The sequence below is a fragment of the Mesorhizobium sp. M5C.F.Ca.ET.164.01.1.1 genome, from assembly GCF_004792125.1.
Taxonomy (GTDB): domain Bacteria; phylum Pseudomonadota; class Alphaproteobacteria; order Rhizobiales; family Rhizobiaceae; genus Mesorhizobium; species Mesorhizobium wenxiniae.
In genome coordinates this window covers 16295-39925 of the sequence record NZ_SRTG01000008.1, presented here as the reverse complement: position 1 = coordinate 39925, position 23631 = coordinate 16295, and the positions used below count along the sequence as shown (strand labels likewise).

The 23631-nt window shown below is 60.8% G+C and carries 22 protein-coding genes and 1 pseudogene; 13 read left to right on the top strand and 10 right to left on the bottom strand.

Annotated elements, in window-relative coordinates; translation table 11 throughout:
* Nucleotides 1–225: 225 nt before the first annotated feature.
* From EN807_RS28430 to EN807_RS28405, 6 genes are all read left to right on the top strand, one after another.
* Entirely contained in the window at nt 226–1503 is a 1278-nt protein-coding gene (locus EN807_RS28430; protein WP_246684402.1) for an N-acetylmuramoyl-L-alanine amidase, read from the top strand.
* 211 nt (nt 1504–1714) lie between these two features.
* Entirely contained in the window at nt 1715–4171 is a 2457-nt protein-coding gene (locus EN807_RS28425) for a penicillin-binding protein 1A (protein ID WP_135937592.1), read from the top strand.
* 141 nt (nt 4172–4312) lie between these two features.
* Nucleotides 4313–5444, top strand: a protein-coding gene (gene prfB, locus EN807_RS28420; RefSeq protein ID WP_135937591.1) for a peptide chain release factor 2 whose coding sequence is annotated in 2 segments (ribosomal slippage) — nt 4313–4378 and nt 4380–5444 — 1131 coding nt in all. Because the reading frame shifts where the segments join, the coding sequence is not laid out codon by codon here.
* 445 nt (nt 5445–5889) lie between these two features.
* Nucleotides 5890–6276, top strand: coding sequence for a hypothetical protein (locus tag EN807_RS28415; RefSeq protein ID WP_135937713.1), 387 nt, complete (start codon nt 5890–5892; stop codon nt 6274–6276).
* Nucleotides 6277–6477: 201 nt separating this feature from the next.
* Entirely contained in the window at nt 6478–6846 is a 369-nt protein-coding gene (locus EN807_RS28410; RefSeq protein WP_127317387.1) for a GFA family protein, read from the top strand.
* A gap of 278 nt (nt 6847–7124) precedes the next feature.
* Entirely contained in the window at nt 7125–7775 is a 651-nt protein-coding gene (locus EN807_RS28405; protein WP_135937590.1) for an OmpA family protein, read from the top strand.
* 61 nt (nt 7776–7836) lie between these two features.
* On the opposite strand, the gene EN807_RS28400 is transcribed toward EN807_RS28405, so the two are convergent.
* The 3 genes and pseudogenes from EN807_RS28400 to EN807_RS37500 form a co-directional block, all read right to left on the bottom strand.
* Nucleotides 7837–8109: a DUF2798 domain-containing protein gene (locus EN807_RS28400; RefSeq protein ID WP_065008698.1), complete on the bottom strand. Its 273-nt coding sequence runs from the start codon at nt 8107–8109 to the stop codon at nt 7837–7839.
* A gap of 35 nt (nt 8110–8144) precedes the next feature.
* The gene (locus tag EN807_RS28395; RefSeq protein ID WP_281405224.1) at nt 8145–8780 is read right to left on the bottom strand and encodes an NmrA family NAD(P)-binding protein; all 636 of its coding nucleotides are present in this window, start codon (nt 8778–8780) and stop codon (nt 8145–8147) included.
* Nucleotides 8773–9030, bottom strand: a pseudogene (locus EN807_RS37500) (NmrA family NAD(P)-binding protein); the annotation flags it as partial. The pseudogene EN807_RS37500 and the gene EN807_RS28395, both read right to left, overlap by 8 nt.
* Before the next feature lie 126 nt (nt 9031–9156).
* Here EN807_RS37500 and EN807_RS28390 point away from each other — a divergent pair.
* Nucleotides 9157–10050, top strand: a complete 894-nt coding sequence (locus EN807_RS28390) for a LysR family transcriptional regulator (RefSeq protein WP_135937589.1) — start codon at nt 9157–9159, stop codon at nt 10048–10050.
* Nucleotides 10051–10271: 221 nt separating this feature from the next.
* On the opposite strand, the gene EN807_RS28385 is transcribed toward EN807_RS28390, so the two are convergent.
* The 7 genes from EN807_RS28385 to EN807_RS28350 all read right to left on the bottom strand — a co-directional run bounded on the left by EN807_RS28385 (nt 10272) and on the right by EN807_RS28350 (nt 17893).
* The gene (locus EN807_RS28385) at nt 10272–11882 is read right to left on the bottom strand and encodes a DEAD/DEAH box helicase (RefSeq protein ID WP_189522595.1); all 1611 of its coding nucleotides are present in this window, start codon (nt 11880–11882) and stop codon (nt 10272–10274) included.
* Between the two features lie 191 nt (nt 11883–12073).
* On the bottom strand, nt 12074–12847 hold the full coding sequence (locus EN807_RS28380) for an NAD kinase (RefSeq protein WP_135937588.1): 774 nt from the start codon (nt 12845–12847) through the stop codon (nt 12074–12076).
* 469 nt (nt 12848–13316) lie between these two features.
* Entirely contained in the window at nt 13317–14078 is a 762-nt protein-coding gene (locus EN807_RS28370) for an MBL fold metallo-hydrolase (protein WP_135937587.1), read from the bottom strand.
* A 3-nt stretch (nt 14079–14081) separates the two neighbouring features.
* Nucleotides 14082–15146, bottom strand: a complete 1065-nt coding sequence (locus EN807_RS28365; RefSeq protein ID WP_135937586.1) for an ABC transporter ATP-binding protein — start codon at nt 15144–15146, stop codon at nt 14082–14084.
* A complete protein-coding gene (locus EN807_RS28360; RefSeq protein ID WP_135937585.1) occupies nt 15143–15925 on the bottom strand; it encodes an ABC transporter permease in 783 nt (260 codons plus the stop codon). Before EN807_RS28360 ends, EN807_RS28365 begins: the two co-directional genes overlap by 4 nt.
* Before the next feature lie 2 nt (nt 15926–15927).
* Nucleotides 15928–16692, bottom strand: a complete 765-nt coding sequence (locus tag EN807_RS28355; protein WP_348640271.1) for an ABC transporter permease — start codon at nt 16690–16692, stop codon at nt 15928–15930.
* A gap of 94 nt (nt 16693–16786) precedes the next feature.
* On the bottom strand, nt 16787–17893 hold the full coding sequence (locus tag EN807_RS28350; RefSeq protein ID WP_135937583.1) for a spermidine/putrescine ABC transporter substrate-binding protein: 1107 nt from the start codon (nt 17891–17893) through the stop codon (nt 16787–16789).
* Between the two features lie 90 nt (nt 17894–17983).
* Here EN807_RS28350 and EN807_RS28345 point away from each other — a divergent pair, with 90 nt between their 5' ends.
* The 6 genes from EN807_RS28345 to EN807_RS28310 all read left to right on the top strand — a co-directional run bounded on the left by EN807_RS28345 (nt 17984) and on the right by EN807_RS28310 (nt 23534).
* Nucleotides 17984–18598, top strand: a complete 615-nt coding sequence (locus tag EN807_RS28345; protein WP_127317397.1) for a TetR/AcrR family transcriptional regulator — start codon at nt 17984–17986, stop codon at nt 18596–18598.
* Nucleotides 18599–19728: 1130 nt separating this feature from the next.
* On the top strand, nt 19729–21066 hold the full coding sequence (locus tag EN807_RS28335) for a site-specific integrase (protein ID WP_135937582.1): 1338 nt from the start codon (nt 19729–19731) through the stop codon (nt 21064–21066).
* 276 nt (nt 21067–21342) lie between these two features.
* On the top strand, nt 21343–21600 hold the full coding sequence (locus tag EN807_RS28330; RefSeq protein ID WP_246684400.1) for an AlpA family phage regulatory protein: 258 nt from the start codon (nt 21343–21345) through the stop codon (nt 21598–21600).
* Nucleotides 21601–21898: 298 nt separating this feature from the next.
* Nucleotides 21899–22255, top strand: a complete 357-nt coding sequence (locus EN807_RS28320) for a hypothetical protein (protein WP_246684399.1) — start codon at nt 21899–21901, stop codon at nt 22253–22255.
* Between the two features lie 155 nt (nt 22256–22410).
* Nucleotides 22411–22671 carry a DUF6074 family protein gene (locus tag EN807_RS28315; RefSeq protein WP_135937580.1) on the top strand — a complete coding sequence of 87 codons (261 nt, stop codon included), beginning with the start codon at nt 22411–22413 and terminating at the stop codon, nt 22669–22671.
* Between the two features lie 326 nt (nt 22672–22997).
* Nucleotides 22998–23534, top strand: coding sequence for a hypothetical protein (locus EN807_RS28310; protein ID WP_135937579.1), 537 nt, complete (start codon nt 22998–23000; stop codon nt 23532–23534).
* The last annotated feature ends 97 nt before the right edge of the window (nt 23535–23631 follow it).

The window sequence follows — 23631 nt, the reverse complement described above, 5'->3', positions numbered from 1 at the left end:
TTATGATTTGGCGGGTTGGAAGGCAACCCCGATTTCCGATGCCGGCAAAAAGGCAGTTCCGCAACGGAAGCACAGCTTAAGCCTTTGGATGAAAAGGCTTGGTTAACCTTCTCTGGATACCAATCGTTAATTGAGTTCGCGGCCTAACCGGCATTTCGACAAGACGCCGACACTCCGACAAACAAGATTGGGCGCCTGGCGCCAAACCGGAGCGACTGGAAAGAGATGGGACTGGCAGTCTGCACGCACAAGAGTAGTCGCGCCGGAGGCCCTTTCTTCTACGCCGCCTACTTCCGCGCCGCTTGTCTGCTGTTGGTGGTTGTCGCTTGCCTGGCCTTTTCGCCGGTTTCCTTTGCTGCCGACGCACCCCTCGCGGTGACGAGCTACAAAATGGCGGGTGACGCCACCAAGATGCGCATCGTCATGAATTTCGATCGCGAACCCGACGTCAAATGGTTTCTGCTGCGCGGCCCCCACCGTCTGGTCATCGACCTGCCAAGCACGAAATTCGCCATCAATGCCAAGGATGTGAAGGCGCGCGGCCTGGTCAGGAGCGTGCGCTACGGCGATCTCGGCGAGGGGGTGTCGCGGCTGATTCTCACCGGCAAGGGTCCGTTCGCCGTCGACAGGCTCGACGTGCTCAAGAACGATGACAGCAGCGGCTACCGCATCGCTATCGATATGTCGGCGGCGTCCGTGCGGGAGTTCGACGCCGCTCTTGCCAATCAGGCGCTGACCACCGGCTCGACGGTCTCCTCCGACAAGGGTGGCAGGGTCGGCACCGGCCCGGTCTCCAATCCAGGCCATCGCTTCACCGTCGTCATCGATCCAGGCCATGGCGGCATCGACGGCGGCGCCGAGGGCCTGAACGGCACGGTCGAGAAGAACGTCACGCTCGCCTTCGCCACCGAATTGCGGGAAAGACTTGCCGCAGTCGGCAAATACGACGTGTTCATGACACGCGAGACAGATCAATTCCTGCGGCTGGACGACCGCGTGCGCATAGCCCGCCAGCACGAGGCCGATCTGCTCATTTCGATCCACGCCGACACGATCAGGGTCAAGGGCCTTCGCGGCGCAACCGTCTACACGGTCTCCGACAAGGCTTCCGATCCCGAAGCGCAGGCGCTCGCCGACCGTGAAAACCTTTCCGACCAATTCGCCGGCATGGAAATCAAGGACGACAACAAGGAAGTGACCGACATCCTGATCGACCTGATTCGCCGCGAAACGCACAGTTTCTCGATGAGTTTCGCCCAGACTTTGGTCGGCCAGCTTTCCACCAGCGTCGGCCTCATCAACAATCCGCAGCGTTCGGCCAGCTTCAAAGTGTTGAAGGCGCCGGATGTCCCCTCCGTGCTGGTCGAACTCGGCTATCTGTCGAACGCCAAGGACGAGGCGCAACTGCTCAGCGCCGATTGGCGCGGCAAGGCGGCCCAGAGCATAACCAATGCCATCGCCCTGTTCGCTTCAGCCAAGGCCGGAGCCGGAACCGGAGGCTGAGAAGCCGGCCCTCGCCACAACCAGAGGCAGCGTTGCACGACGACAACACTTTGCACTTATATTTTCGCCATTCGAAGCCGAAATTCCAGGCTGCCGCATTTTGCCCACATGGTGGCGACATGGGTTTTCGATTACCGGTCGGGATCGTCTCGAAAGCTGCGCGAAAGGCGGCTTCGTTTAGGAAATTCCCGAACCAAGGACTGGAGCGGGCATGATTCGTCTCATTGGCTATTTCTTCGGCATCGGCACGGCGCTGGCCCTTTTGGTCGCGGCGGGCGTGGCGATCTATATCAGCCATTTGTCGAAGGATCTGCCCGACTACGAGGTGCTGGCCAAGTATGAACCGCCGGTGACGACCCGCATCCATGCGTCCGACGGTGCGCTGATGGCCGAATATGCGCGCGAGCGGCGCCTGTATTTGCCGATCCAGGCAGTGCCGGATCGTGTCAAGGCGGCGTTCCTGTCTGCCGAGGACAAGAATTTCTACAATCACCCCGGCATCGACATGACCGGCCTTGGCCGCGCAGTCATGGTCAATCTGCAGAATTTCGGCTCGGGCAAGCGCCAGGTCGGCGCCTCGACGATCACCCAGCAGGTGGCGAAAAACTTCCTGTTGTCCTCGGACCAGACCTACGAGCGCAAGATCAAGGAGATGATCCTCGCCTTCCGCATCGAGCAGGCCTATTCGAAGGATCGCATTCTCGAGCTCTACCTTAACGAGATTTTCTTCGGGCTCGGCGCTTATGGCGTCGCCGGCGCAGCGCTTACTTATTTCGACAAGGCGGTGAATGAACTCACCGTGGCGGAGGCGGCCTATCTGGCGGCTTTGCCGAAGGGTCCCTCCAACTATCACCCCTTCAAATATGCCGACCGCGCCATCGAGCGCCGCAATTGGGTCATCGACCAGATGGTCGACAACGGCTACGTCACCCGAGAGGAAGGCGCCAAGGCCAAGGCCGAGCCGCTCGGCGTCAAGCCACGCCGCTCCGGCACCTATCTGTTCGCCGGCGAATACTTCACCGAGGAAGTGCGTCGCCAGATCAGCGCGCGCTACGGCGAGAATGCGCTCTACGAGGGCGGCCTGTCGGTCCGTACGACGCTCGATCCCAAGATGCAGCTCATCGCCCGCAAAGCCATGCAGAACGGCCTGATGAAGTTCGATACGCTGCGCGGCTATCGCGGGCCGGTGAAGACCATCAGCGTATCCGGCGACTGGGGCGTGCCTTTGAGCGAAGTCAAGGGACTGGACGACGTGCCCGAATGGTCGCTCGCCGTCGTGCTCGACAGCTCGGAGAGCGGCCTGTCCATCGGCCTTCGGCCGACCCGGCAGATCTCGGGCGAACTCGTCAAGGATCGCATCGAAGGCACCGTCAGCCGCGACGACATGAGCTTCGCCATGCGTCATGTGGTCGACGGCAAGACCGTCAAGGCCAAATCGCCGGCGGACGTGCTGAAGCCGGGCGACGTTATCTTCGTGCAGAAGAAAGAGGGTGCGGACGGGGCCTATATCCTGCGCCAGGCCCCCGAAGTGGAAGGTGGCATGATCGCCATGGATCCGCATACCGGCCGTGTTCTGGCCATGGTCGGCGGGTTCTCCTACTCGCAATCCGAATTCAACCGTGCCACGCAGGCGATGCGGCAGCCGGGTTCGTCGTTCAAGCCGATCGTCTATTCGGCCGCCCTGGACAATGGCTATACGCCGGCTTCGGTGATCATGGACGGCCCGATCACCATCAAGAGCGGCAACACGACCTGGACGCCGAAGAACTACGATGGAAGGACAGCTGGCCCGGCGACCTTGCGGTCCGGCATCGAGAGGTCGCGCAATCTGATGACTGTGCGCCTTGCCAACGATATGGGCATGAAGCTGGTCGCCGAATATGCCGAGCGCTTCGGCGTCTATGACCGTCTGGCGCCGTATCTGCCGATGGCGCTCGGTTCGGGCGAGACGACCGTGATGCGCATGGTGTCGGCTTATTCGATCATGGCCAACGGTGGCAAGTCGATCAAGCCGACGCTGATCGACCGCATCCAGGATCGCTACGGCAAGACGGTGTACAGGCAGGACGAACGCGGCTGCGAAAATTGCAACGCCGCCGAATGGCAGAACCAGCCTGAGCCGGAACTGGTCGACAATTCCGAGCAGGTGCTCGATCCGATGACCGCCTATCAGATCACCTCGATGATGGAGGGCGTCGTCGAGCGCGGTACCGGCGCCACCGTCGCCGAACTCGGCCGCCACATCGCCGGCAAGACCGGAACGACAAACGACGAGAAGGATACCTGGTTCATCGGCTACACACCCAATCTCGTTGTCGGCCTTTACATGGGCTACGATCAGCCGAAAGGTCTTGGCAAGGGTGCGACCGGCGGCGGCCTCGCCGCGCCAATCTTCAAGGACTTCATGCGCGTGGCGCTGGACGGCACGCCCAATGTCGATTTCCAGGTTCCCGAAGGCATGAAGCTGATCGCCATCAATCGCAAGACCGGCATGGCTGCCAACCCAGGCGACGCTGGCGCCTTTATCGAAGCTTTCAAGCCGGGCACCGGCCCCGCCGACAGCTATTGGGTGATCGGCATGGGTGCGGACGGCTCCAACGCCTCCGGCGGCGCGCTGTCGCCACAGGCCAACCAAGCCATCCAGTCCGGCGGCGGCGGGCTATATTGACATAGGACATGGTGTTCTGGGCCGGCTTTCGAGCCGGCCCATTTCGCTTTACAGGTTGCGGTGCCGTCCCTATGTATCGCGCCAACCCAGCTCTGTTTAAGCAACAGGGCACCATTTCAGCACAGGACAGGACGACCAGCCATGCGCGCGGAAACGCAGAACATTGTCGACGAAATCAGGCAGGCGATAACCCTGCTGAGGAGGCATCTTTGACTGGGATCAAGCCATAAAGCGGCTTGAATACCTGAATGTGCGTGCCGAGGATTCGAGCCTCTGGAACGAACCGCTGGAGGCGCAGAAGCTGATGCGTGAGCGCCAGGGCCTCGAGGAGGGCATCGCCGCGGTCAAAGGCCTCACCCAGGCGCTGGAAGACAATATCGGCCTGATCGAGCTTGGCGAGGAAGAAGGCGACGAGAGCGTCGTCGCCGAGGCGGAAGCGGCGATCCGCTCGATGCGCGGCGAAGCCAAGGCCCGCCAGATCGAGACGCTGCTGTCGGGCGAGGCGGACGCCAACGACACCTACCTCGAAATTCATGCGGGCGCAGGCGGCACCGAAAGCCAGGACTGGGCCTCGATGCTCCTGCGCATGTACACGCGTTGGGCCGAGCGGCGCCGCTTCAAGGTCGAGGTGCTGGAAGTGCATGACGGCGAAGAGGCCGGCATCAAATCCGCCACCCTCCTGATCAAGGGCCACAACGCCTATGGCTGGCTGAAGACGGAATCCGGCGTTCATCGTCTCGTGCGTATTTCGCCCTACGACAGCAATGCGCGCCGCCACACGTCCTTTGCCAGCGTCTGGGTCTACCCCGTGATCGACGATACGATCGAGATCGACGTTTCCGAATCGGATGTTCGCATCGACACCTATCGTTCGTCCGGATCGGGCGGTCAGCACGTCAACACCACCGATTCGGCGGTCCGCATCACCCATCTCGCCACCGGCATCGCGGTCGCCTGCCAGGCCGAGCGCTCTCAGCACAAGAACAAAGCGAAGGCCTGGGAGATGCTGCGCTCGCGGCTCTACGAGGAAGAGCTGAAGAAGCGCGAGGCGGTGGCGAACGCCACCGAAGCGTCGAAAAGCGATATAGGCTGGGGCCACCAGATCCGCTCCTACGTTCTGCAGCCCTATCAGCTGGTGAAGGATCTGCGCACTGGCGTCGAGAGCACAAGCCCGTCGAGCGTGCTGGACGGCGACCTCGACGATTTCATGGAGGCGTCGCTGTCGCAGCGCATCGAGGGCGGCGCCGGCGAAGTGGTGGCCGATATCGACTGAAGCTCCTACCGCCAAAGCAGCAGGAACATCACGCTAGAGTAACAGGCTCTCACTCTAATTGAGCGGTCGCTTTACGGCTTTGTTTTTTCATCCAATTTTCCACAACGACTTCTACCTTCGGGCTAGATGTTGCTGGCCTGCCGGCGCCTAGCCCGGAACCACTGCGAGCTGAATCTCGTTACCTGCGATCCCATCTGCCGGGGTTGGTGAAGTCACTGTCGCCAACCCCGGCAGGCTGGTTCCGGCTGCAGATGTCGGCGCTCGGTCTGCACAGCAATTTCTTGCGCCAACAAAGGAATCAGCCCAGCATCCGAAGGCTGGGGGGAAAAAAGCATTTATGGCCGGACGCGGCGTATCTGCGACCTTACGATCCGGCCACTGGGAAGACACGTTCTGGGAACGGGCAAGCGAAACGCTTGATAACTCGTTGATAGGAATTGCGCCCATGCCTGCTCTCAAGACCCGATCGGCCTCAGCCGTCCAGACGGCGCGCCGCCCCCTGAATTCAAACATTGCGGTGGTGGCTCTGACGGCCGCCATCATTGCATTTGCAGCGCCGGCTTTGGCGCACGACGCCACGCCGACTGCAGCGAGGCCGCAAGGCTGGAGTTACCCATTCTCCTGTTGTTCTGGCTATGATTGCCGCGCGGTCTCGCAGACGTCGATCAGCGAGCGTCCGGAGGGCTATGTCATCAAAGGGACAGGCGAGGTCGTGGCCTACAGCGATGCACGGATCAAGAATTCGCCAGATGGCGAATATCACTGGTGCTCGGTCGCCGGCGCCAATGACGGAAAGACCATCTGCCTGTTCGTGCCACCGTCATCGTTTTAATGCGTGTCGCCCAAAAGCTTGCCCCAAGGGCCTGAACCATGGCTGACCCGGGATGCACAGCGGTTTTGGGGTAACGACAGGCATTGAAGCGTTCCACGCCTCCGACGCTGGCAAGTAAGTCTGCTGACAGGCAGTTGTCGGAAACGTCTCTCTATGTTTGTCTTGCCGTGCGGGCGGGAGGCAATCGTGAGGGAGGCGTTCATGACCATAAAGGCAAGCTGCCACTGCAGGGCGACGACGTTCGAAGTTTCGGAAGCGCCGCAAACCGTAACGCAATGCACCTGCTCCTTCTGCTCGAAGCGCGGCTCGTTATGGGCCTACTACACGCCGTCGCAATTCAAGCTCACCAGCCCGCTTAAGAATGTCTCGTTCTACCGGTGGGGGTCGAAAACGATCAAACACGGTTTCTGCGCCACCTGCGGCTGCGGCACCTTCACCGAAACGCCGGACTGGTCGACCGGCAAGCCGGATTTCGACAATCCGAAAATCAGCGTTAATTCGCGCCTGTTCGACGATTTCGACCTCGATCAGGTCGAGGTCGTAATCATCGACGGGAAGAATCTCTGGTAGCCGATAATCTCTGGTAGCCGATCAGAATTGCGCAATACCGAGGCCGTGGAATTGACCGGGAAAAGCCATAGCCCGCCGCTTTTCCCGTTCCATTTTTCGCCGCATTTCATGCTACAAGACATTAGAGCGACGTGCGTCCACTTGGACGCACAAAATACGCTCTAAGACTTTGAATCTATGCATCGTACTTTCCGAATCGATGATTTTCGGGCCGATGCAGCGGAAGGGCTGATGCGGCGCGCCACCGGTGGGACCGCGGACTGGAGAGGGATTACCCGATGAAAAAGACTGTGCTCGTCGCCGTGGCGACGGCTGTGCTCGTGAGTGCCTGCACCACAACCGATCCGTACACCGGAGAGCAGAAAGTTTCCAACACTGCTGCCGGTGCCGGCATCGGCGCGCTGGCTGGTGCGGGGCTCGGCCTGCTTGCCGGCGGCAACGATCGCCGTAATGCGCTGATCGGCGCTGGCGTCGGCGCGCTCGCCGGCGGCGCCATCGGCGCCACGATGGACCAGAACGAGGCCGAACTACGCCGGCAGCTTCAGGGCTCCGGCGTCAGCGTCACCCGCACCGGCGACCAGATCATCCTCAACATGCCGTCCGACATCACCTTCAACGTCGACCAGGACGCGGTGAAGCCCGGCTTTTATCAAGTGCTGAATTCGGTCGCACTTGTGCTGAACAAGTTCCGGCAGACCACCGTCGACGTGTTCGGCCACACCGACTCGACCGGTGGCGACGCACACAATTTCGACCTGTCGCAGCGCCGCGCGCTGGCCGTTGCCAACTATCTGTCCGGGCAGGGCGTCGATTCCCGCCGCTTCGCCGTCACTGGCTTCGGCAAGACGCGTCCGATCGCTTCCAACGCGACGGCCGCCGGCCGTGCTCAGAACCGCCGCGTCGAGATCCAGCTTTCACCGCTCACCTGAGCAAGCCGGCATCGAACATGAAGACGGCCCCGCAAGGGGCCGTTTCTGTTTGGGTTCTGGATTAGGGTCGGACCGGCTGATCGACAATTGCCGCAACGATCCGGCGCACGATCGGAAGGACAATCAGCAGGCTCGGAAACGCAACAAGCCATGATACGCCCCATGCGTATGACCAGGTTGCTACGAAACCGTTCGTCCAACCCGTGCCGATTGCGGTCGAAACCGCCGAGATGATGCAGGTCATGAGGATTGAGAGAACGAACGGCATTATCACTGCACTGTAGGAAGGCGGCAGTTTTCTCAGCTTCAATGTCTTTTGCGGTGATGCTTTCATGGATATCTCCAATCAGAAAATGTTTATGAGCGCGGTCAGGCGATCTGTGCCGTTTGCAGGGCCAGTTCCCGAATAAAGCTTCGTAGCGAACGCGGCTCGCGGCCCAACGCGGCGCGCAACGTCAGACTGTTTCCGCCGAGGCCATATTTGGCGTAATGGTCATGGACTTTAGCCAGCAGCTGCAATTGGCGGTCGTCGTAGGGAAGGCGGGCATTCTCTGCCCACTCGCCAAAAGTCGGCTCGCCAGCAGAGAGAGGGCGACCCAGCTCCTCGCTCATCATTGAAGCAATCTCTTCCCGGCTATGCATACCGTCCGCGCACAGCTCAAGGGTCGCATAAGACAACCGCGCTTCGGTCAAAGCGATCGCTGCCACTTCAGCGACATCGCGGTAATCGACACGCGCCAGCTTTGCTGTCTTTGGAAACGGTTCCGAGAAAACGCCATCCCTGACGACGGACGGCCAGGCGGCTGCTATATTCTGCATGAAATTGGCAGGATGCAGAATGGTGTATTCCATATTCGTCGAGTAGAGAGCATCCTCGACCGGCACCTTGCTCGCGTGATTTTTGAGCCTCGTATTGGTCGGCTGGATCACCGACGAGAAGGCGAATTTTTCGAACGCCTGCCCGTGCTGCAGCCTCAACCATGGCAACGCCCATGCATGCTTCATCGGGGGCAAAGGCCGGTCCGATGTGAAAGACGCCGTCGACGCCCTCGACGGCATTTTCGAGACTCTGAGGGTTGCGCAAATTGCCGGTCACGACCTCGGATGCCCCGAGTCTCCGGGCCTTTTCGGCGTTCTCGGGGTCGCGAATGAGTGCTCGAACACTGGCATTGCGGCGGATAAGTTCAGGCACGACAAGTCCGGCAAATCGGCCTGTTGCGCCCACGACCAGGACGGTTGGAGCGGGTGCTCGCATGACAATTTCCTTCGACAAAGTTGCCCTTTCGGGATTTCGTCTAGGGAATATAAGGCCGCGAACACCGTTACAATTGTTTGGATTTGCGATAGTTTCTCTCGATTTTCGAGAGAAAATGGAGAAGCCATGAGCCGGATAGATGATTTTGAAGCTTTCATGGCAATCGTCGAGCATGGAAGTCTGACGGCCGCCGCACGCCGGCTGAACCGCTCACTTCAATCGATCAGCCGGTCTTTGGCGACGCTGGAAGAATCCGTCGGGGTCGAGCTTGTACAGAGAACGACGCGCCGCTCGACACCAAGCGAAGCCGGAGCGGCGTTTTTCCGCCGCATCAAACCTGCCATCGACGAAATAAACGAAGCAAGACTCCAAGCCGCCAACCAGAGATCGGAACCATCAGGCATCCTGCGCGTGAGCGCGCCAGTTCTATTCGGCCCGGATTTCCTTATGCCTGTCATCGCCGACTACATGCGCATGTATCCGCGGGTCGAGGTTGACCTCCAGCTTTCTGATGAATTTGTCGACCTTGGTGCCGAGGGTCTCGATTTGGCAGTGCGGATCGGCAATTTGCCGGATTCCAGCTTGCGAGCCAGACGCTTGGGCGCGTTGCGGCGCGTCGTGTTCGGCGCCCCTTCCTACTTTGAACGCCACGGCCAACCGACCCATCCCTTTGAACTGAGCAAGCACAGTTGCATCGTTCGAACCACCGACCAGCGTCCAGGTGAATGGATGTTTCAAATTGAAGGGAAACCTCGGCCGGTGAAAGTGGCTGGCAGTTTTCGCTCCAATTTGATGGTATCGATCTATGCAGCCGCAGTTCACGGATTGGGTTTGGGCTACTCGCCCCTTTGGCAGATAAGGCATTTGGTAGACGATGGTCGCTTAGATCTGGCCTTAACCGAATTCGAGCCGGTGCCGGTGCCGATACACGCCGTGTGGCCGGAAGGCAGGTCATCTTCGGCCAAAGTTCGCGCGTTTCTGGATATGTTGGCACCCCGCCTGGAGCTCAAAAACCTGTAGCTGCCGGATCAGACGAGACGACAGAGCGCGGTCGACCGCCTCGAGGGGCATCGGATTCGGCGAACGCCTCTGATTGCTTTTAACGCGGCGGCGGCCGACCGCGCCTAAAATCGGCACGTCAAAACAGAGTTTCGCGCCTCACCTGAGCAAAGCAAATATCGAACATGAAAACGGCCCCGCAAGGGACCGTTCTTGTTGGTATTTGAGAATTTCTGCTGCGATCAGACCTTGGCGACGATGCGCATGAAGGCGGGCATGTCGTCGCCGAATCCGACGGTCGCGTCATTGTCTTCCTGGCGATGGCGGGCAGGGAGATTGCCGTCGCGCTGCGGCCTGGTGTCGCCACGTTCCGGCGCACGCTGTTCGTTGCGATTGCGATCGGGCGCAGCCTTGCGTTCGGGCGAAGCTTGGCGCTCGCTATTTTCCGAGCGGATCGCTTCCTTGCGCGCGCGCCGCTCACCGGCATCGGCGACCGCGGTCTCGGCCGCCACTGGCTGTTCCTCGCGCGCCACATCCGGTGCTGCAGCTTCGCTTTGTTTGGCGTGGCGTTCGCGTGGCTTGCGTTCGCCCCTGTCCTTGCGGTCATCGTCCTTGCGGCCGGCGCGGCGCGGGGCGCCGCGGCCACGGCGGGGAGCATCGTCCTCTCCGCCCTCGCTGGCGACGACGGTCGACAGATCGCCGTCATGCCACTCGATCTTGTTGCCGATCAGCCGTTCGATCGCGTCGATGTATTTGGTGTCTGACTTGGTGGCGATGGTGAAGGATTTGCCCGAGCGTCCGGCGCGGCCGGTGCGGCCGATGCGGTGGACATAGTCCTCGGCATGGATCGGCACGTCGTAATTGAAGACGTGGCTGACATCGGGGATGTCGAGGCCGCGCGCCGCAACGTCCGACGCAACGAGGTAGCGCAGTTTGCCGTCACGGAAATTGGCCAGCATCTGCATGCGCGCGCGCTGGTCCATGTCGCCATGTAGCGCGCCGGCGTCGAAATCATATTTCAGCAGCGAGCGGAAAAGCTCCGAGACCTCGATCTTGCGGTTGCAGAAGATGATGGCGTTCTTCAGCTCCGCATCCTCGGCCTTTATCAGATTGCGCAGCGTCTCGCGCTTGTCCCAGGGTTTCGAGCCGGATTTCACCAGCCGCTGGATGATGTTTGTGGCGGCGGACGCGGCCTTCGAAACCTCGACGCGCACCGGCGCGTGCAGGAATTTCTCGGTGAGCTTGGTGATCTCAGGCGGCATCGTCGCCGAGAAGAACAGCGTCTGCCTCGTGAACGGGATCATCTCGCAGATGCGCTCGATGTCGGGAATGAAGCCCATATCGAGCATGCGATCGGCCTCATCGATGACCAGGATCTCGACGCCGTTGAGCAGAAGCTTTCCGCGCTCGCGGTGGTCGAGCAGGCGGCCGGGCGTCGCGATCAGCACGTCGGCGCCGCGCTCCAGCTTCTTGTCCTGCTCGTCGAACGACACGCCGCCGATCAGCAGCGCGATGTTGAGCTTGTGGTTCTTGCCGTATCTGATGAAATTCTCTTCGACCTGCGCGGCAAGCTCGCGCGTCGGCTCGAGGATCAGCGTGCGCGGCATGCGGGCCCGGGCCCGGCCCTTTTCAAGCCGGGTCAGCATCGGCAGCACGAACGAGGCCGTCTTGCCCGTGCCGGTCTGGGCGATGCCCAAAATATCCTTGCCGAGCAAGGCGTGCGGTATGGCGCCGGCCTGGATAGGCGTCGGTTCGCTGTAACCGGCATCGGTGACTGCGGAAAGGACCTTCGGCGACAGGCCGAGGTCTGTGAAGGTCAACGCTTCTTGAGCGATCTGGGTGTCTGAGGACAAGTTTGGCTGTCTTTGGCTGGTTCGGGGGCGCAACATAAGCAGTCGCGGCAAGCGCCGCGCGCCTGCAAGATTGGTATTGCAGGTAGGCGCAAGCCCACGATTTGTCAACAGAAACGGGCGGGGAATGGTGTGATTGTGAAGTCGTAACCTTAATCGCGATGCTTAATCGAGCTGCCCGTCGCTGTACCGGCTCAGTAACGGAACTGTTCGGCAAGAATACGCTCGTTCCACGAGTGGCTCGGATCGAACAGCAGCGTCGCCGTCACCGTTGGCGATTCTCGCACCGTCACCGAGGTAACGGCCTTCACTTCGGTGTGGTCGGCGGCGGCGTTCACCGGCCGCTTTTCCGCCTCCAGAATGTCGAAACGAACGGTCGCCTTGTTGGAAAGCAGCGCGCCGCGCCAGCGGCGCGGGCGAAACGGACTGACCGGGGTCAGCGCCAGCAGCGGCGCGTCGAGCGGCAGGATCGGCCCGTGCGCGGACAGATTGTAGGCGGTCGAGCCGGCCGGCGTCGCGATCATCACGCCATCGCAGTTCAAGTCCTCGAGCCGCACTTGCCCGTCGACTGTGATCCGGATCTTGGCCGTCTGGTAGGACTGGCGCCACAGCGCAACCTCATTGATCGCCAGCGCTGAAATCGTTTCGCCCTCTGCCGTCACCGCCTGCATCTCCAGCGGACGGATCGTTTCGGCAACGGCCGCCGCGATGCGTCCCGTCAAACCGCTGGCGCGATACTCGTTCATCAGGAAGCCAATGGTGCCACGGTTCATGCCGTAGACTTTTTTTCCCGTGCTCATCGTGTCGCGCAAGGTCTGCAACAGGAATCCGTCGCCGCCGAGGGCGACGACGATCTCTGCATCCTCGATGGACGCCTGGCCATAGCGCGCCGACAGGCTCTCCAGCGCCGCCTTGGCGTCGGCGGTGTCGGACGAGACGAAGGCGAAACGGCTGGCGGCTTTGCTCATGGCTCCCCAACGGCGACGGTTGATGGCGACCGGTGGCTGGGGCCGCGCCAGCGCCGGGTTAGCATGGGCCGGCAAATCTGCAAAGGAGGCATGGGCTGCCCCTCGAGACTGCGCCGGGAAGAGCGCCGGTCAGACGCTCGCGCACTGTGTCGAGTGACAAGCGAATGTGATGGTTAAGATGAGGATTAAACTCTCGTAAAGCCGGATCGATCATGTTAGCCGGCAGTGGATGGGCGGCGTGGGGGCCAGCCAGTCGGACCGATCTATTGCCGGTAACACGCCTGATTATCATCGTCCTGATGCTGGGAAGTTTTGCTCTTGCCTTTGCCCAACTGGTGCGCCAGTCGGAAGAGACGAGTTTGAGACCCCAACCCACGGCTTCACGCTGCGGCGACGCCGCCGGCACGCCGTGCCCGCAAAGGGCGTTGTGAATTCGCCAAGCACTTCTCGCGATGCGATACAGCGGTGCTTATCGCGCCTGCGGCAGATGACAGCCGGCCTGCCGCTTTTGTGCGAGATACTCGTCGATAAGCTGGTGGTAGCGCACCTTGCCGAAGCTCGGGAAGTGACCGCCATGGACGACCGCGACATCGAGCTCGCGCATCCGTAGCAGCGTTTCGACATAGTCGTCGACGGCGGAATGATAGATATCATCGATCAGCGGGCCGTCATAGACGATGTCGCCGGAAAGCAGGATGCCGGTCTTCCTCTCGTAGATCGCGATGCCGCCGGGCGAATGACCCGGGGTGTGGATTACCTCGAAGGCACGGTCGCCGAGATCGACGACATCGCCTTGCCCGAGCAGGCGATCGGCCGGCCCCGGCAGGATCCGGTAGCGCGCCGCGTCCCAGCCTAGCGGCATTCCATCGAACATTGCGTCGGTAGCGTAGCGGTCGGCAACCGTCCATTCATTGCGCGGATCGGCGAGGATTTCTGCCTCGGCCTGATGCACGCAGCGGTCCGGAAATTCGTGATGGCAGCCGATATGGTCGAAATGCGTGTGGCTGGCAACGCAAATGATCCTTCGCTCCGTCACCAGCGGCACGTGGCGCCGCAGGCTGAAATGGCCAAGGCCGGTGTCGAACAGAAGATCGCGGTCGCGACCGCGGACATGCCAGATGTTGCAGCGGAAGAACGGCTTGATCCACGGCTCGTGGATCAGCGTCACGCCATCGCCCATGCGGATGGTTTCATACCAATTCGGAGCGTCGATGACCGAAAGCGCGCCCAGGGCTCAACTCGCCAGAAGGATGATGTCGCCAGCGTCGCACGAAACCGCAACGATGTCGCCCGGCTGGACGGCCCCAGCGGCGGGAACCTTGGCGATGAAGTGCAGCGCCGGGTCCTGCGCAGAAACGGCGAGCACGCGCTTGAAGCTGCCTTGAAACACGACGTCGCTCACCTTGGCTGTGCCGAGCCCTACGGCGCCGCCGGGCGCGCCGAGGACAAGGTGTTCCGGACGGACGGCGAGGGCGACAGCCGTCCCGGTCGGCAATGTGCCGGTCAGCGAAAGCGGTCCGACCTGCGTAGCGACAGTGATTGTTCCATCCTTAGCCGCCGTCACCGCTCCGGATATTAGCGTGCTTTCGCCCATGAACGTCGCGGAAAAGCGTGTCGCCGGCCGCGCATAGACGCGCTCTGGCGGCCCTTCGTCCTCGATGCGCCCATCATTCATCACCACGCAATGGTCGGCCAGTGCCATTGCCTCTTCCTGGTCGTGGGTGACATGGATGAAGGCGGTGCCGACCCGCTTCTGGATCGCTTTTAGCTCGTCCTGCATCTGCCGGCGCAATTTGAGGTCGAGCGCGCCGAGCGGCTCATCGAGCAGCAGCACGGCCGGCTCGACCACCAGGGCGCGGGCCAATGCGACGCGCTGCCGCTGGCCGCCGGAAAGCTGGTGCGGCTTTTTGTCGAAAGCGGTGGCCAGCCCGACCAGCGCCAGCGCCTCGCGCGCCCGCGCGGCCCGTGTCGCGGCATCGACGCCTTGCATGCGCAGGCCGAAACCGACATTGCCGCCGACGCTCATATGCGGAAACAGCGCATAGTCCTGGAACACCGTCGTCGTCGGCCGCTTCGCCGGTGGCACGGCGGTGCAGTCCTCGCCGCGGATCAGCACCTTGCCTTCGCTCGGCGTGACGAAGCCGCCGAGAATGGACAGCAGCGTCGTCTTGCCGGAGCCCGACGGCCCGAGCAGGATCGTGTAGCTGCCCGGCTCGATTTGCAGCGACACGTTCTTCAGCACGGTGTGTTGACCGAAGCGGTGCGAGACGGAGCTTATATCGACCAGTGGCGCCGTCATGCCGGCTTCCTGTGCAACAGCATCAGCTCAAAAAACACCACCAGCACGATGGAGACGGCGAAGACCAGCGAGCCGACGGCGTTGGTCTTGGGATTGAGGCCGGAGCGCAGCAGGTTCCAGATCTCGACCGGCAGCGTCGTGTCGAAGCGCGTCAACAGGAAGGAAATTACGAATTCGTCCCAGGAGAAGGTCATCGACAGGAAGAAGCCGGCGAAGATCGCCGGCGCCATCACCGGTACTGTGATCAGCAGCAGCACCTTCCATTCGGGCGCGCCGAGGTCGCGCGCGGCGCGCTCGATGTTGATCTGGTGGTCGCCCATCTGGCTGTAGATGATGGCAAAGCACAGCGGCAGGTTGATCACGACATGGCCGATGCCGGCGGCAAGCAGCGATTTTGGCACGCCGGCCCAGTTGAACAGCACCAGCAGTCCCATGCCGATGATGAGATAGCTCACCGTCAGCGGCAGCGTGATCAGCGCGCGCAGCAGGCCTGAGCCGGGCAGGGCGAAGCGTGCAAAACCCCAGGCGGAGAGGAAACCCAGCGTGACGGCGACAGCTGAGGAGATAGCTGCGACTAGAAGCGAATTGACCAGCGCCGAAGTCAGCCGGGTGTCGGCGAGCACTGCGTCGTACCAGCGCAGCGACGGCCCGGTGAAGGGCGGGATCGGAAACGACGTCGCCTGCAGCGAAAACAGCACCAGCACGATCACCGGCAGCAAGATGAAGCCATAAATGGTTATGGCATAGATCCACGAGGTGATACGGACAAGAGCGCGCATGGTCAGGCCCGCTCGATCTTCAGCCAGCGGGCGCAGGCGAGATAGGCGACGGTGACAACCGCCATCAGGATGATCGACAGCGCCGAGGCGAGCGGAAAATCGCCGCGCCGGCCGATCTGCATCATGACCAGCTGCGGCATCAAAAGCTCGTTGTTGCCGCCTAGGATCTGCGGCGTGATGTAGTCGCCGATGCACAGCACGAAGGTGAGAAAAGCGCCGACAATGATGCCGGGCAACGTCAGCGGCAGGACGACATGCAGGAACGTGCGCACCGGCCCGGCGCCGAGATCGGCGGCAGCTTTGCGGTAGCTGGGACTGAGCTGCTTCAGATTGGCGAAGATCGTCAGCGTCAAAAGCATGACGAAGAAATGGACGAAGCCGATGATCGTGGCCAGCCGTGTGTTGGCGAGCTGCACCGGCTCGCTGAACAGGCCGGAGCCGGTCAGCGCACGGTTGATCACGCCGTTCTGCGCCAGCACCAGCAGCCAGGAGTAGGAGCGCACGACATAGGAGGTCCAGAACGGCAGCACCGCCAACATCAGCGCCAGCCGCTGCCAGCGCTCCGGCACCTGTTCGGCCAGGATCCAGGCGAAGGGGTAGGCGAGCAGCACCGAGATCAGGGTGACGATGGCGGTGACCTGCAGCGAGTTCACCATCGCTTGCCAATAGGCCGGATTGTTGAAGAACTGGCTGTAGTTGGACAGGGTGAAGCCGCCGCCATCATGCGCCGTCAGGCTGGAAAACCCCATGGCTAGAAAAGGCAGCATGAAGAACAGCAGCGTCCAGCCGAGCGCCGGCGTGACCAGCGCCCAGGGCAGGGCACGCCAGGGGTCTCCAGCAGCGCTCACGACCGGCGACCGGTCACTGCGCCTGCAGCATTTCGGTCCAGACGTCCTGCATCTTCTTGTCGAGATCGGCGTTCGGCGCCGGGTAGGGCTGGGCGCGGGCGAGGAAATCCGGCTGCTCGTCGAAGCGCAGGATCTTCCTCTGCTCATCCGTCAGGGCCGCCTTGGTATTCGCCGGCATGCCCCAATAGCAGGCCGAGGTGGAGAGCCGCGCCTGGCCTTCAGGGCTCATGATGTACTGGATGAATTTCAGCGCCATGTCCTTGTTTTTGGAATCCTTGAACATCGCCAGCGACTGCGACCACAGCACAGCACCTTCTTTCGGGATTGAGAAATCGAGGGCAGGGTTCTCCTTGGCCAGCCCGGCCGTCACCCATTCGCCGCCGCCGACCAGAATGTCGACCTCGCCGGTTGCCAGCGCGGTCTGGCTGGCAGTCACCTCGCCGACCAGCTTGGCGTTGGCCTTCATCTTCAGCAGCTCTTCCTTGATGGCGGGAAGGTCGGCTTCGGTCAGCTCGGCGGTCTTCTTGCCGATCGCCAGTGCGGCCATGCCGATGACCGGCAGGTAATAGTCGTAGATGGCGATCTTGCCCTTGTATTTGTCGCCGGTCAGCGCCGTCATCGACTGCATGTCGGCCGGATCGACCTTGGTCTTGTTGTAGCCGATGGTGTTGTAGCCGAATTTTTCGGTGATGCCGTAGCGCTTGCCGTCGACCACGGTGGATCTGTCCATCTTCACCTGAGGAAAGAGGTCGGCCATCGGCAGCTTGTCTTCGGGCAGCGGCTCGAACAGACCCTTTTCGACACCGCGCGGTATGTCGATCGAGTCGATCACCATCACGTCCCAGTCGCCGGGTTGCGACTGTTCGACAATGGCCATACCGGCGCCGGTGCCCTCGAATTCCTTGACATTGACGTTGACATCATTGGCCTCCTCGAAAGGCTGCAGCAGCGCCGGATCGGCGTGATCGCACCAGATCAGGGCGTTGAGATCCGCAGCCTGAGCGAAGCTGCCCGTCGCCAGCAGCAGTGCTGTCGCAGCACACGCGGCGTGGAGATGACTCTTCAGAGCTGAAAGCGGATTCTTGGCCGTTGAATTCGGGGTCTTCGGATTGATAGACATCGAGTGTTCTCCCTTGCCTTTTTGGCTTGTGACAAAAATTGAACCAATTCTAAAATTGAGTCAATTCTGTTTTTGTGGCAAACAGCCGATATGAATGGATTGCGGGCAAGGCAAAAGGCGGATCGGCACCGCCGCATTATCGAGGCAGCCGCGGAGCTTTTCCGCGATGCCGGCTACGAAGGCGCCAAGATCGAGACCATCGCCGCGCAGGCCGAGGTCTCGGTCGGCACGATCTACAACTATTACCAGAACAAGGGCGACATCCTCGGCGCCATCGTCTCGATGGAGGTCAACGAGGTGCTCACAGCCGGGCAGGGCGTCGTCGCCAACCCGCCGGCAAATGTCGGCGACGCGCTCGATACCCTGCTAGGCATCTACATCGAGCATTCGCTGCATTATCTCAGCAAGGAGATGTGGCGGCAGGCGATGGCGATCTCGACGCAGCTGCCCGACAGCCCGTTCGGCCAGGCCTATACCGCGCTCGACCGGGCGCTGACCGAACAGATCCGCGCCCTGATCGCCCGGCTGCAGGGGCTCGGCCTGGCGCGCCGGGATATCGATGGACAGGCCTTGGGCGAATTGGTGTTCAACAACATGAACATGATGTTCATCGAATTTGTGAAGCGCGACGAGGCGAAGATTGCCGAATTGCGCACCGCGATACGAAGGCAGAATCGGATTCTGGTGGCGGCGATTGCGGTTTGACCGAGAAGGTTCGCTAGGAGCATCGCGAGCGCTTCATAGACGCGATAAGGCGCTTGCCGTTCAGGCGCTGACTTCCCATCAACATTGGCACGGTCGGCGCTTTTACCGAGCATGCCTGGGTGGCCGCGCGCGTGGAAACGGCACGACGGTCAATGGCGCCTTGCGGAATTCCGCGATGGCTATTTCCTCAATCAGGGAGTCGAGTGCCTCGCTGACGCGCTGGCTCGTTTCGTCCATGCCGCAGAGCCGGTTTTGGGCACACTCCAAGAGCTCGCGCGCAGCGGCGAAGTCGCTTCGCATGACATCACCCATTTGGTTTTAACCCACCGCCCTGACATTGTTGACGCGCCAAATTGAGCGATTGCTAATATACACAGGGGCATTTTAATCGAATGGCATTAGAATGGCCGGCGAGCAGGAGATGCCAGCCGATCCATCGGCCTGTTGCATCAGGTTGGTTCGACTGAATTTATCAGATGCCCCGGACGCTATCTGGAGAGGTTTGGGGCTTTGCGTTGCAGAACGCGGGGATTAGTCCTGATACGATCTTGGCCGGCTTAGAAATTCTCTGGCGGCAGCGATCTGGCGTCGATGCTCGCGCAGGAAGGTCAGGCTGAAACAGATCGAAAAGGCCAGCCCTGAAAGCATTATCGTTGCTTGCGAGGTCGGATCGGGATCGGGAACTATCAGAAAGCGGAAAATGAAGGCGAACGCAAGGGCAGCAAGACCCCCATACATACCACCAATAAAGGGGGCGATCGTGCGTTTCTGCTCCAGCGGAATCTCCTATGTGTCCACGAAGGAATACGTTGGTTTCTGCCAGCGATATATGTGTTGGGACTGATGTGCTATGGCCCCGGCCTGTGGAAATCGGGGATGAGCAGACATCGACCAATCCGGGAGGTTCTCATAAGAAGCGTGCTGGTGCCCCCGGACGGAATCGAACCGCCGACCTTCGGTTTACAAAACCGCTGATCCTGCCTAACTCAGCCTAACAAAACCGAACATCTATGATGGCTCGAAGCCTTGTAGCGCCTTGCTTTGCGGGAAATGTTATCATATGTTAGTAACATCGGGTAACGCCACAAAACACTCGCAATCGTTACCCCACCGTTACCCAGGGGCAAATCATGGCAAAGGCACTCACGGCTGCATCTCTTCTGAAGTTCAAGGCAGACCCGTCCAAGCGGCGAGAAATTGCCGATGGGGTTTTGACTGGTCTCTACTTCGTCATCCAGCCCACAGGTCGGAAATCCTGGGCGGTACGCTATCGGGCTTCTGGCCTCCCGAAAAAGCTCACGCTCGGCAATTCTCTTTTCGGCGACGACGCCGACGCGGCCGGTAACGAATTGACCACCATGCGCAGAGAGGCCGCGCACGTGCTGGAGCGCGTCCGCCGCGGTGAAGATCCCGGCGCCGAAAAGCAGTCTGCTAAGCGGGAGACCAAGGACGAGGACCGCGACAGCTTCAAGGCCGTGGTTGAGCGCTACTTGAAGGAGTATGCCGCCAAGCGCCGGAATTATCCCGAAAAGGCACGGCTGCTCGGCATGCGCAAGCAGGACGACGAATGGAAGGTGAATCCCGAGCGCGCCGCGGGCCTATGGGGTGCAAAGCGCATTCAGGACATCACCCGCCGCGACATCCGGGAGCATCTGGAGACATTGGCGAAAACCGCGCCGATCGGCGCCAACAGGACGTTTGCCGAGCTGCGCAAATTCTTCAACTGGACGGTCGGCAAGGACATCCTAACGGCATCGCCGATGACGGACCTTCAGCAGCCATCGGAGGAAAACGAAAGCCGCAATCGTGTGCTGATCCGGCGCAAGGAAGTCCCGGGCAGCAGTGACGACGAATTGCGCTGGCTGTGGAAGGCGGCCGAGGCTTACGACGGGGAAGGGGGCAGGGGGCCTTTCGGCCCGTTCCTCAAACTTCTGATGGTTACTGGGCAGCGCCGAACCGAAGTCGCAGAAATGACGTGGAGCGAGGTCGATCTGGACGCCGCCGAATGGGTGATACCGGCTGCGCGGTCTAAGAACGGCGAGCCCCATGTTGTGCCGCTGTCAGAGCAGGCCATGGCAATCCTACGGGCGGTCCCCAGGATCAAGAGCAAGGAAGGCTACGTGTTCACCACCGACGGGGAAAACCCCATAAGCGGCTTTTCCCGGATGAAACAGCGCATTGATAAGCTCATGGCTGAGTACGCTGGCGAGACCAAAATTCCCGATTGGACCCTGCACGACATCCGCCGCACAGTTGCCGCCGGCATGCAGCGCATCGGGGTGAAGATGGAAGTTACCGAAAAGGTGCTCAATCATAAGTCCGGCTCGTTCCGGGGCATCGCCGGCATCTACCAGGTACATGACTACGCCGACGAGAAGCGGGCAGCGCTCGATGCGTGGGGCAAGTACGTCAAGGAACTGGTCACCCGTAAGCCAGCGGACAACGTGATTCCGCTCGCTAGGGCGTGAATTGCGGGTACTGTTCACGATTTTCGTGAGAGGCGATGTTGACAGAAATAGACGAGCCGTCTCAAGTCATATCGCGTTCGAACTAAAAGAGAACAAAATCCTTGTGGGAAAAGGCAGCGGCCTGACTCAGAGCATCGTATATTTGTTCTAACGCGTTCGTGAGCGCGGAAAACGGAAACAGCCAGGCACTGGCCTAGGAAACCCCGCCCGGCTGTTTCTTCAATCGAGCTGTCTCGTTTTCGAGACCTCTCCCCTACGCAGGAGATTAATCCCGCAATGCAGCTTAACCACAATGTGCCGCCGGCAGGCAACGAGAATCTGACCGGTTCGCAATCACAATCCACTACGCAGTCGGGCGGCTTCCTCCAGGCCCGCCAGGTCAGGGGACGCTACAATGTTTCGGACATGACCATCTGGCGCTGGCTGCGCGACCTGGACTTCCCGCAGCCCGTCTATATCAGCCGGTATCGGTATTGGCGCGTCTCCGACATCGAGGCATGGGAGGCCCGGCAGGCTTCCAAGGGGGCAGCATGACAAGCCGTCCCGAAACTACTGACCATAGCACCTGTGGCGCCGCACTGGATGCTGCCGTCGCATGGCTGCGTGAAACGCCGAGGGCTCAACGGCCAGGACCGGCAGTGCCGGAGCTTCGCCGCCGCTTCGGGCTAAGCCCTGCTGAGGCCTGCCGGGCACTGGCCGAATTCCACCTCAATCTTGCGAGGTAGAACTGATGGGAAAACCCCGTTCGTGGCTGAAAAGCTGGGTTGGCCACAGGCTGGAAATGTATGTGAGCCCCGCATGGTCAGAGGCACGCGTAGGGCCGTTGCGGGCAATGCTGGAGCGTCTGGAGATAGAGCATCTTCGCCACGGTGGGTACAACAACGGCGAGCTGTTCGTGTCCTATACCCAGTTCGTTGACTTCGGGATTTCGCGAAAGTCTATCAAGCGCACGCAGCAGCTTGCGGTGGATCTCGGATTCATCGAGGTCACTTACACAGAGGGCGACGGCGTGATCCGGCCGCCCAACGCCTACCGGCTCACCTATCTGCCGGCCAAGGGCAAGACCACCCCGACAGACGAATGGAAGACCATCACGAAGGAAAAGGCAAAGCGATTGGTTGAGGCCTTCCGCGCCGATGACAAAGCCGCGGCAAAGGCGACCAAGAAGACAATCCGCGAGGCCGCCTAAATGTTCAAAGCGAAAACAGCTTCCCAGTTCCCTTTCCTGCCGGTCACCGGTTCCCTTTTCTGCCACCAAAACGGCTCGCTCGGTTCCCATTCCTGCATGCCGTCCAGTGCTAGAATGGGAACTATCTCTTATATCTCGGGGTGGAGGACGCGACCATGACACACACTGAGCCCTGCCAGGTCATTGCCTTCCCCCTGATCCTGCGGGTGGGCAAGATCCGTGACGTGGCGACCAAGATGCTGGCCAAGTCAACCGACCGCCATGCCGAAAGCTACAGGGACCAAGTGACAGCAGCCCTCCTGTGCCATCTCTCCCGTATCGGGATACCGCAGGGAGAGCAAGACAAGCAGCTCACCACCTTCTGGTCGGCGGTCCAAACGGAAATCATTCGTCAGAGCTACAGGCAGCAAGCCTGACGAGACCCGTAGGCGCTCGACCGCCGCGCGCTCCGTAGGCGCTCGACCTTTTTCTGTTCTGATCGGCCGCGCGCTCCCTGCAACTTTCGAGCGCTGAACTTTCTGCTGAAATCGAGCCTTCGGTTATCCAAACCGATGCTCAACCTGCATGAAGGCCTTGCATTCCAAGGAGTTCGTCTATATTTTCGCGGGTGATTTGCAAAATGGGGTAACGACAGGGTAACCGATCGGCCCAGGATGCTCTCACTTGGAGCGCGAAAAGTGCAGGCAGATACGCGAGAGGAATCGCCGCTAATCGCATCCGTAAAGTATTGGCGGCCGTATCCATGACGGGAAAAACAGAAGTCCTTCCCAAGCCCGATAATGCGCACCAAGCGAAGCCGTCGCGCCTCTTAAAGATCGACGGCAGCAGCGTCACGATCGATCATATGGCAGCCCAGAAAGCCTTCGGATCATCGGACGAGGATTTCATCAATGGCTTCCTGCGCCAGCTGGTGAATGTCGGCAGCCACGGCAAAACGCCAGACGATAAGGGCACGGCCTTCGTTGCCTCGATTGTGAAAGGCATTGAACCGCAGGATCAGATCGAAGCTATGCTGGCATCGCAGATGGCTGCGGTGCACATGGCGACAATGACGTTCGCCCGCCGCCTTGCTCACTGCGAAACTATCCCGCAGCAAGACAGCGCCGAACGTGCTTTCAACAAGCTCACCAGGACATTCGCGGCCCAGGTCGAAGCCCTAAAGAAATACCGCACGGGCGGCCAGCAGCACGTCACCGTGAAGCACGTCACGGTGAACGAAGGCGGCCAAGCTATTGTCGGCAACGTCTCGCATGGGGGGCAGGGTGACGGAAAAAAATAACGTCAACCTCATGAACCTAGCGCCTCGGTGTCATGCTCGGTCGAAGCGGACGGGTTGCCAGTGTCGATCGCCAGCGGTGAGGGGCAGCGCAGTCTGT

What these genes read in the sequence shown, in the direction of transcription:
- EN807_RS28310 (WP_135937579.1), top strand. Translation starts at nt 22,998, where the DNA reads ATGACGGGAAAAACAGAAGTCCTTCCCAAGCCCGATAATGCGCACCAA.
- EN807_RS28415 (WP_135937713.1), top strand. Translation starts at nt 5,890, where the DNA reads ATGCCTGCTCTCAAGACCCGATCGGCCTCAGCCGTCCAGACGGCGCGC.
- EN807_RS28315 (WP_135937580.1), top strand. Translation starts at nt 22,411, where the DNA reads ATGACACACACTGAGCCCTGCCAGGTCATTGCCTTCCCCCTGATCCTG.
- EN807_RS28360 (WP_135937585.1), bottom strand. Translation starts at nt 15,925, where the DNA reads ATGCGCGCTCTTGTCCGTATCACCTCGTGGATCTATGCCATAACCATT.
- EN807_RS28400 (WP_065008698.1), bottom strand. Translation starts at nt 8,109, where the DNA reads ATGAAAGCATCACCGCAAAAGACATTGAAGCTGAGAAAACTGCCGCCT.
- EN807_RS28355 (WP_348640271.1), bottom strand. Translation starts at nt 16,692, where the DNA reads ATGCTGCCTTTTCTAGCCATGGGGTTTTCCAGCCTGACGGCGCATGAT.
- EN807_RS28320 (WP_246684399.1), top strand. Translation starts at nt 21,899, where the DNA reads ATGCTGGAGCGTCTGGAGATAGAGCATCTTCGCCACGGTGGGTACAAC.
- EN807_RS28350 (WP_135937583.1), bottom strand. Translation starts at nt 17,893, where the DNA reads ATGTCTATCAATCCGAAGACCCCGAATTCAACGGCCAAGAATCCGCTT.
- EN807_RS28345 (WP_127317397.1), top strand. Translation starts at nt 17,984, where the DNA reads ATGAATGGATTGCGGGCAAGGCAAAAGGCGGATCGGCACCGCCGCATT.
- EN807_RS28365 (WP_135937586.1), bottom strand. Translation starts at nt 15,146, where the DNA reads ATGACGGCGCCACTGGTCGATATAAGCTCCGTCTCGCACCGCTTCGGT.
- EN807_RS28380 (WP_135937588.1), bottom strand. Translation starts at nt 12,847, where the DNA reads ATGAGCAAAGCCGCCAGCCGTTTCGCCTTCGTCTCGTCCGACACCGCC.
- EN807_RS28410 (WP_127317387.1), top strand. Translation starts at nt 6,478, where the DNA reads ATGACCATAAAGGCAAGCTGCCACTGCAGGGCGACGACGTTCGAAGTT.
- EN807_RS28330 (WP_246684400.1), top strand. Translation starts at nt 21,343, where the DNA reads ATGCAGCTTAACCACAATGTGCCGCCGGCAGGCAACGAGAATCTGACC.
- EN807_RS28390 (WP_135937589.1), top strand. Translation starts at nt 9,157, where the DNA reads ATGAGCCGGATAGATGATTTTGAAGCTTTCATGGCAATCGTCGAGCAT.
- EN807_RS28425 (WP_135937592.1), top strand. Translation starts at nt 1,715, where the DNA reads ATGATTCGTCTCATTGGCTATTTCTTCGGCATCGGCACGGCGCTGGCC.
- EN807_RS28335 (WP_135937582.1), top strand. Translation starts at nt 19,729, where the DNA reads ATGGCAAAGGCACTCACGGCTGCATCTCTTCTGAAGTTCAAGGCAGAC.
- EN807_RS28430 (WP_246684402.1), top strand. Translation starts at nt 226, where the DNA reads ATGGGACTGGCAGTCTGCACGCACAAGAGTAGTCGCGCCGGAGGCCCT.
- EN807_RS28395 (WP_281405224.1), bottom strand. Translation starts at nt 8,780, where the DNA reads ATGAAGCATGCATGGGCGTTGCCATGGTTGAGGCTGCAGCACGGGCAG.
- EN807_RS28405 (WP_135937590.1), top strand. Translation starts at nt 7,125, where the DNA reads ATGAAAAAGACTGTGCTCGTCGCCGTGGCGACGGCTGTGCTCGTGAGT.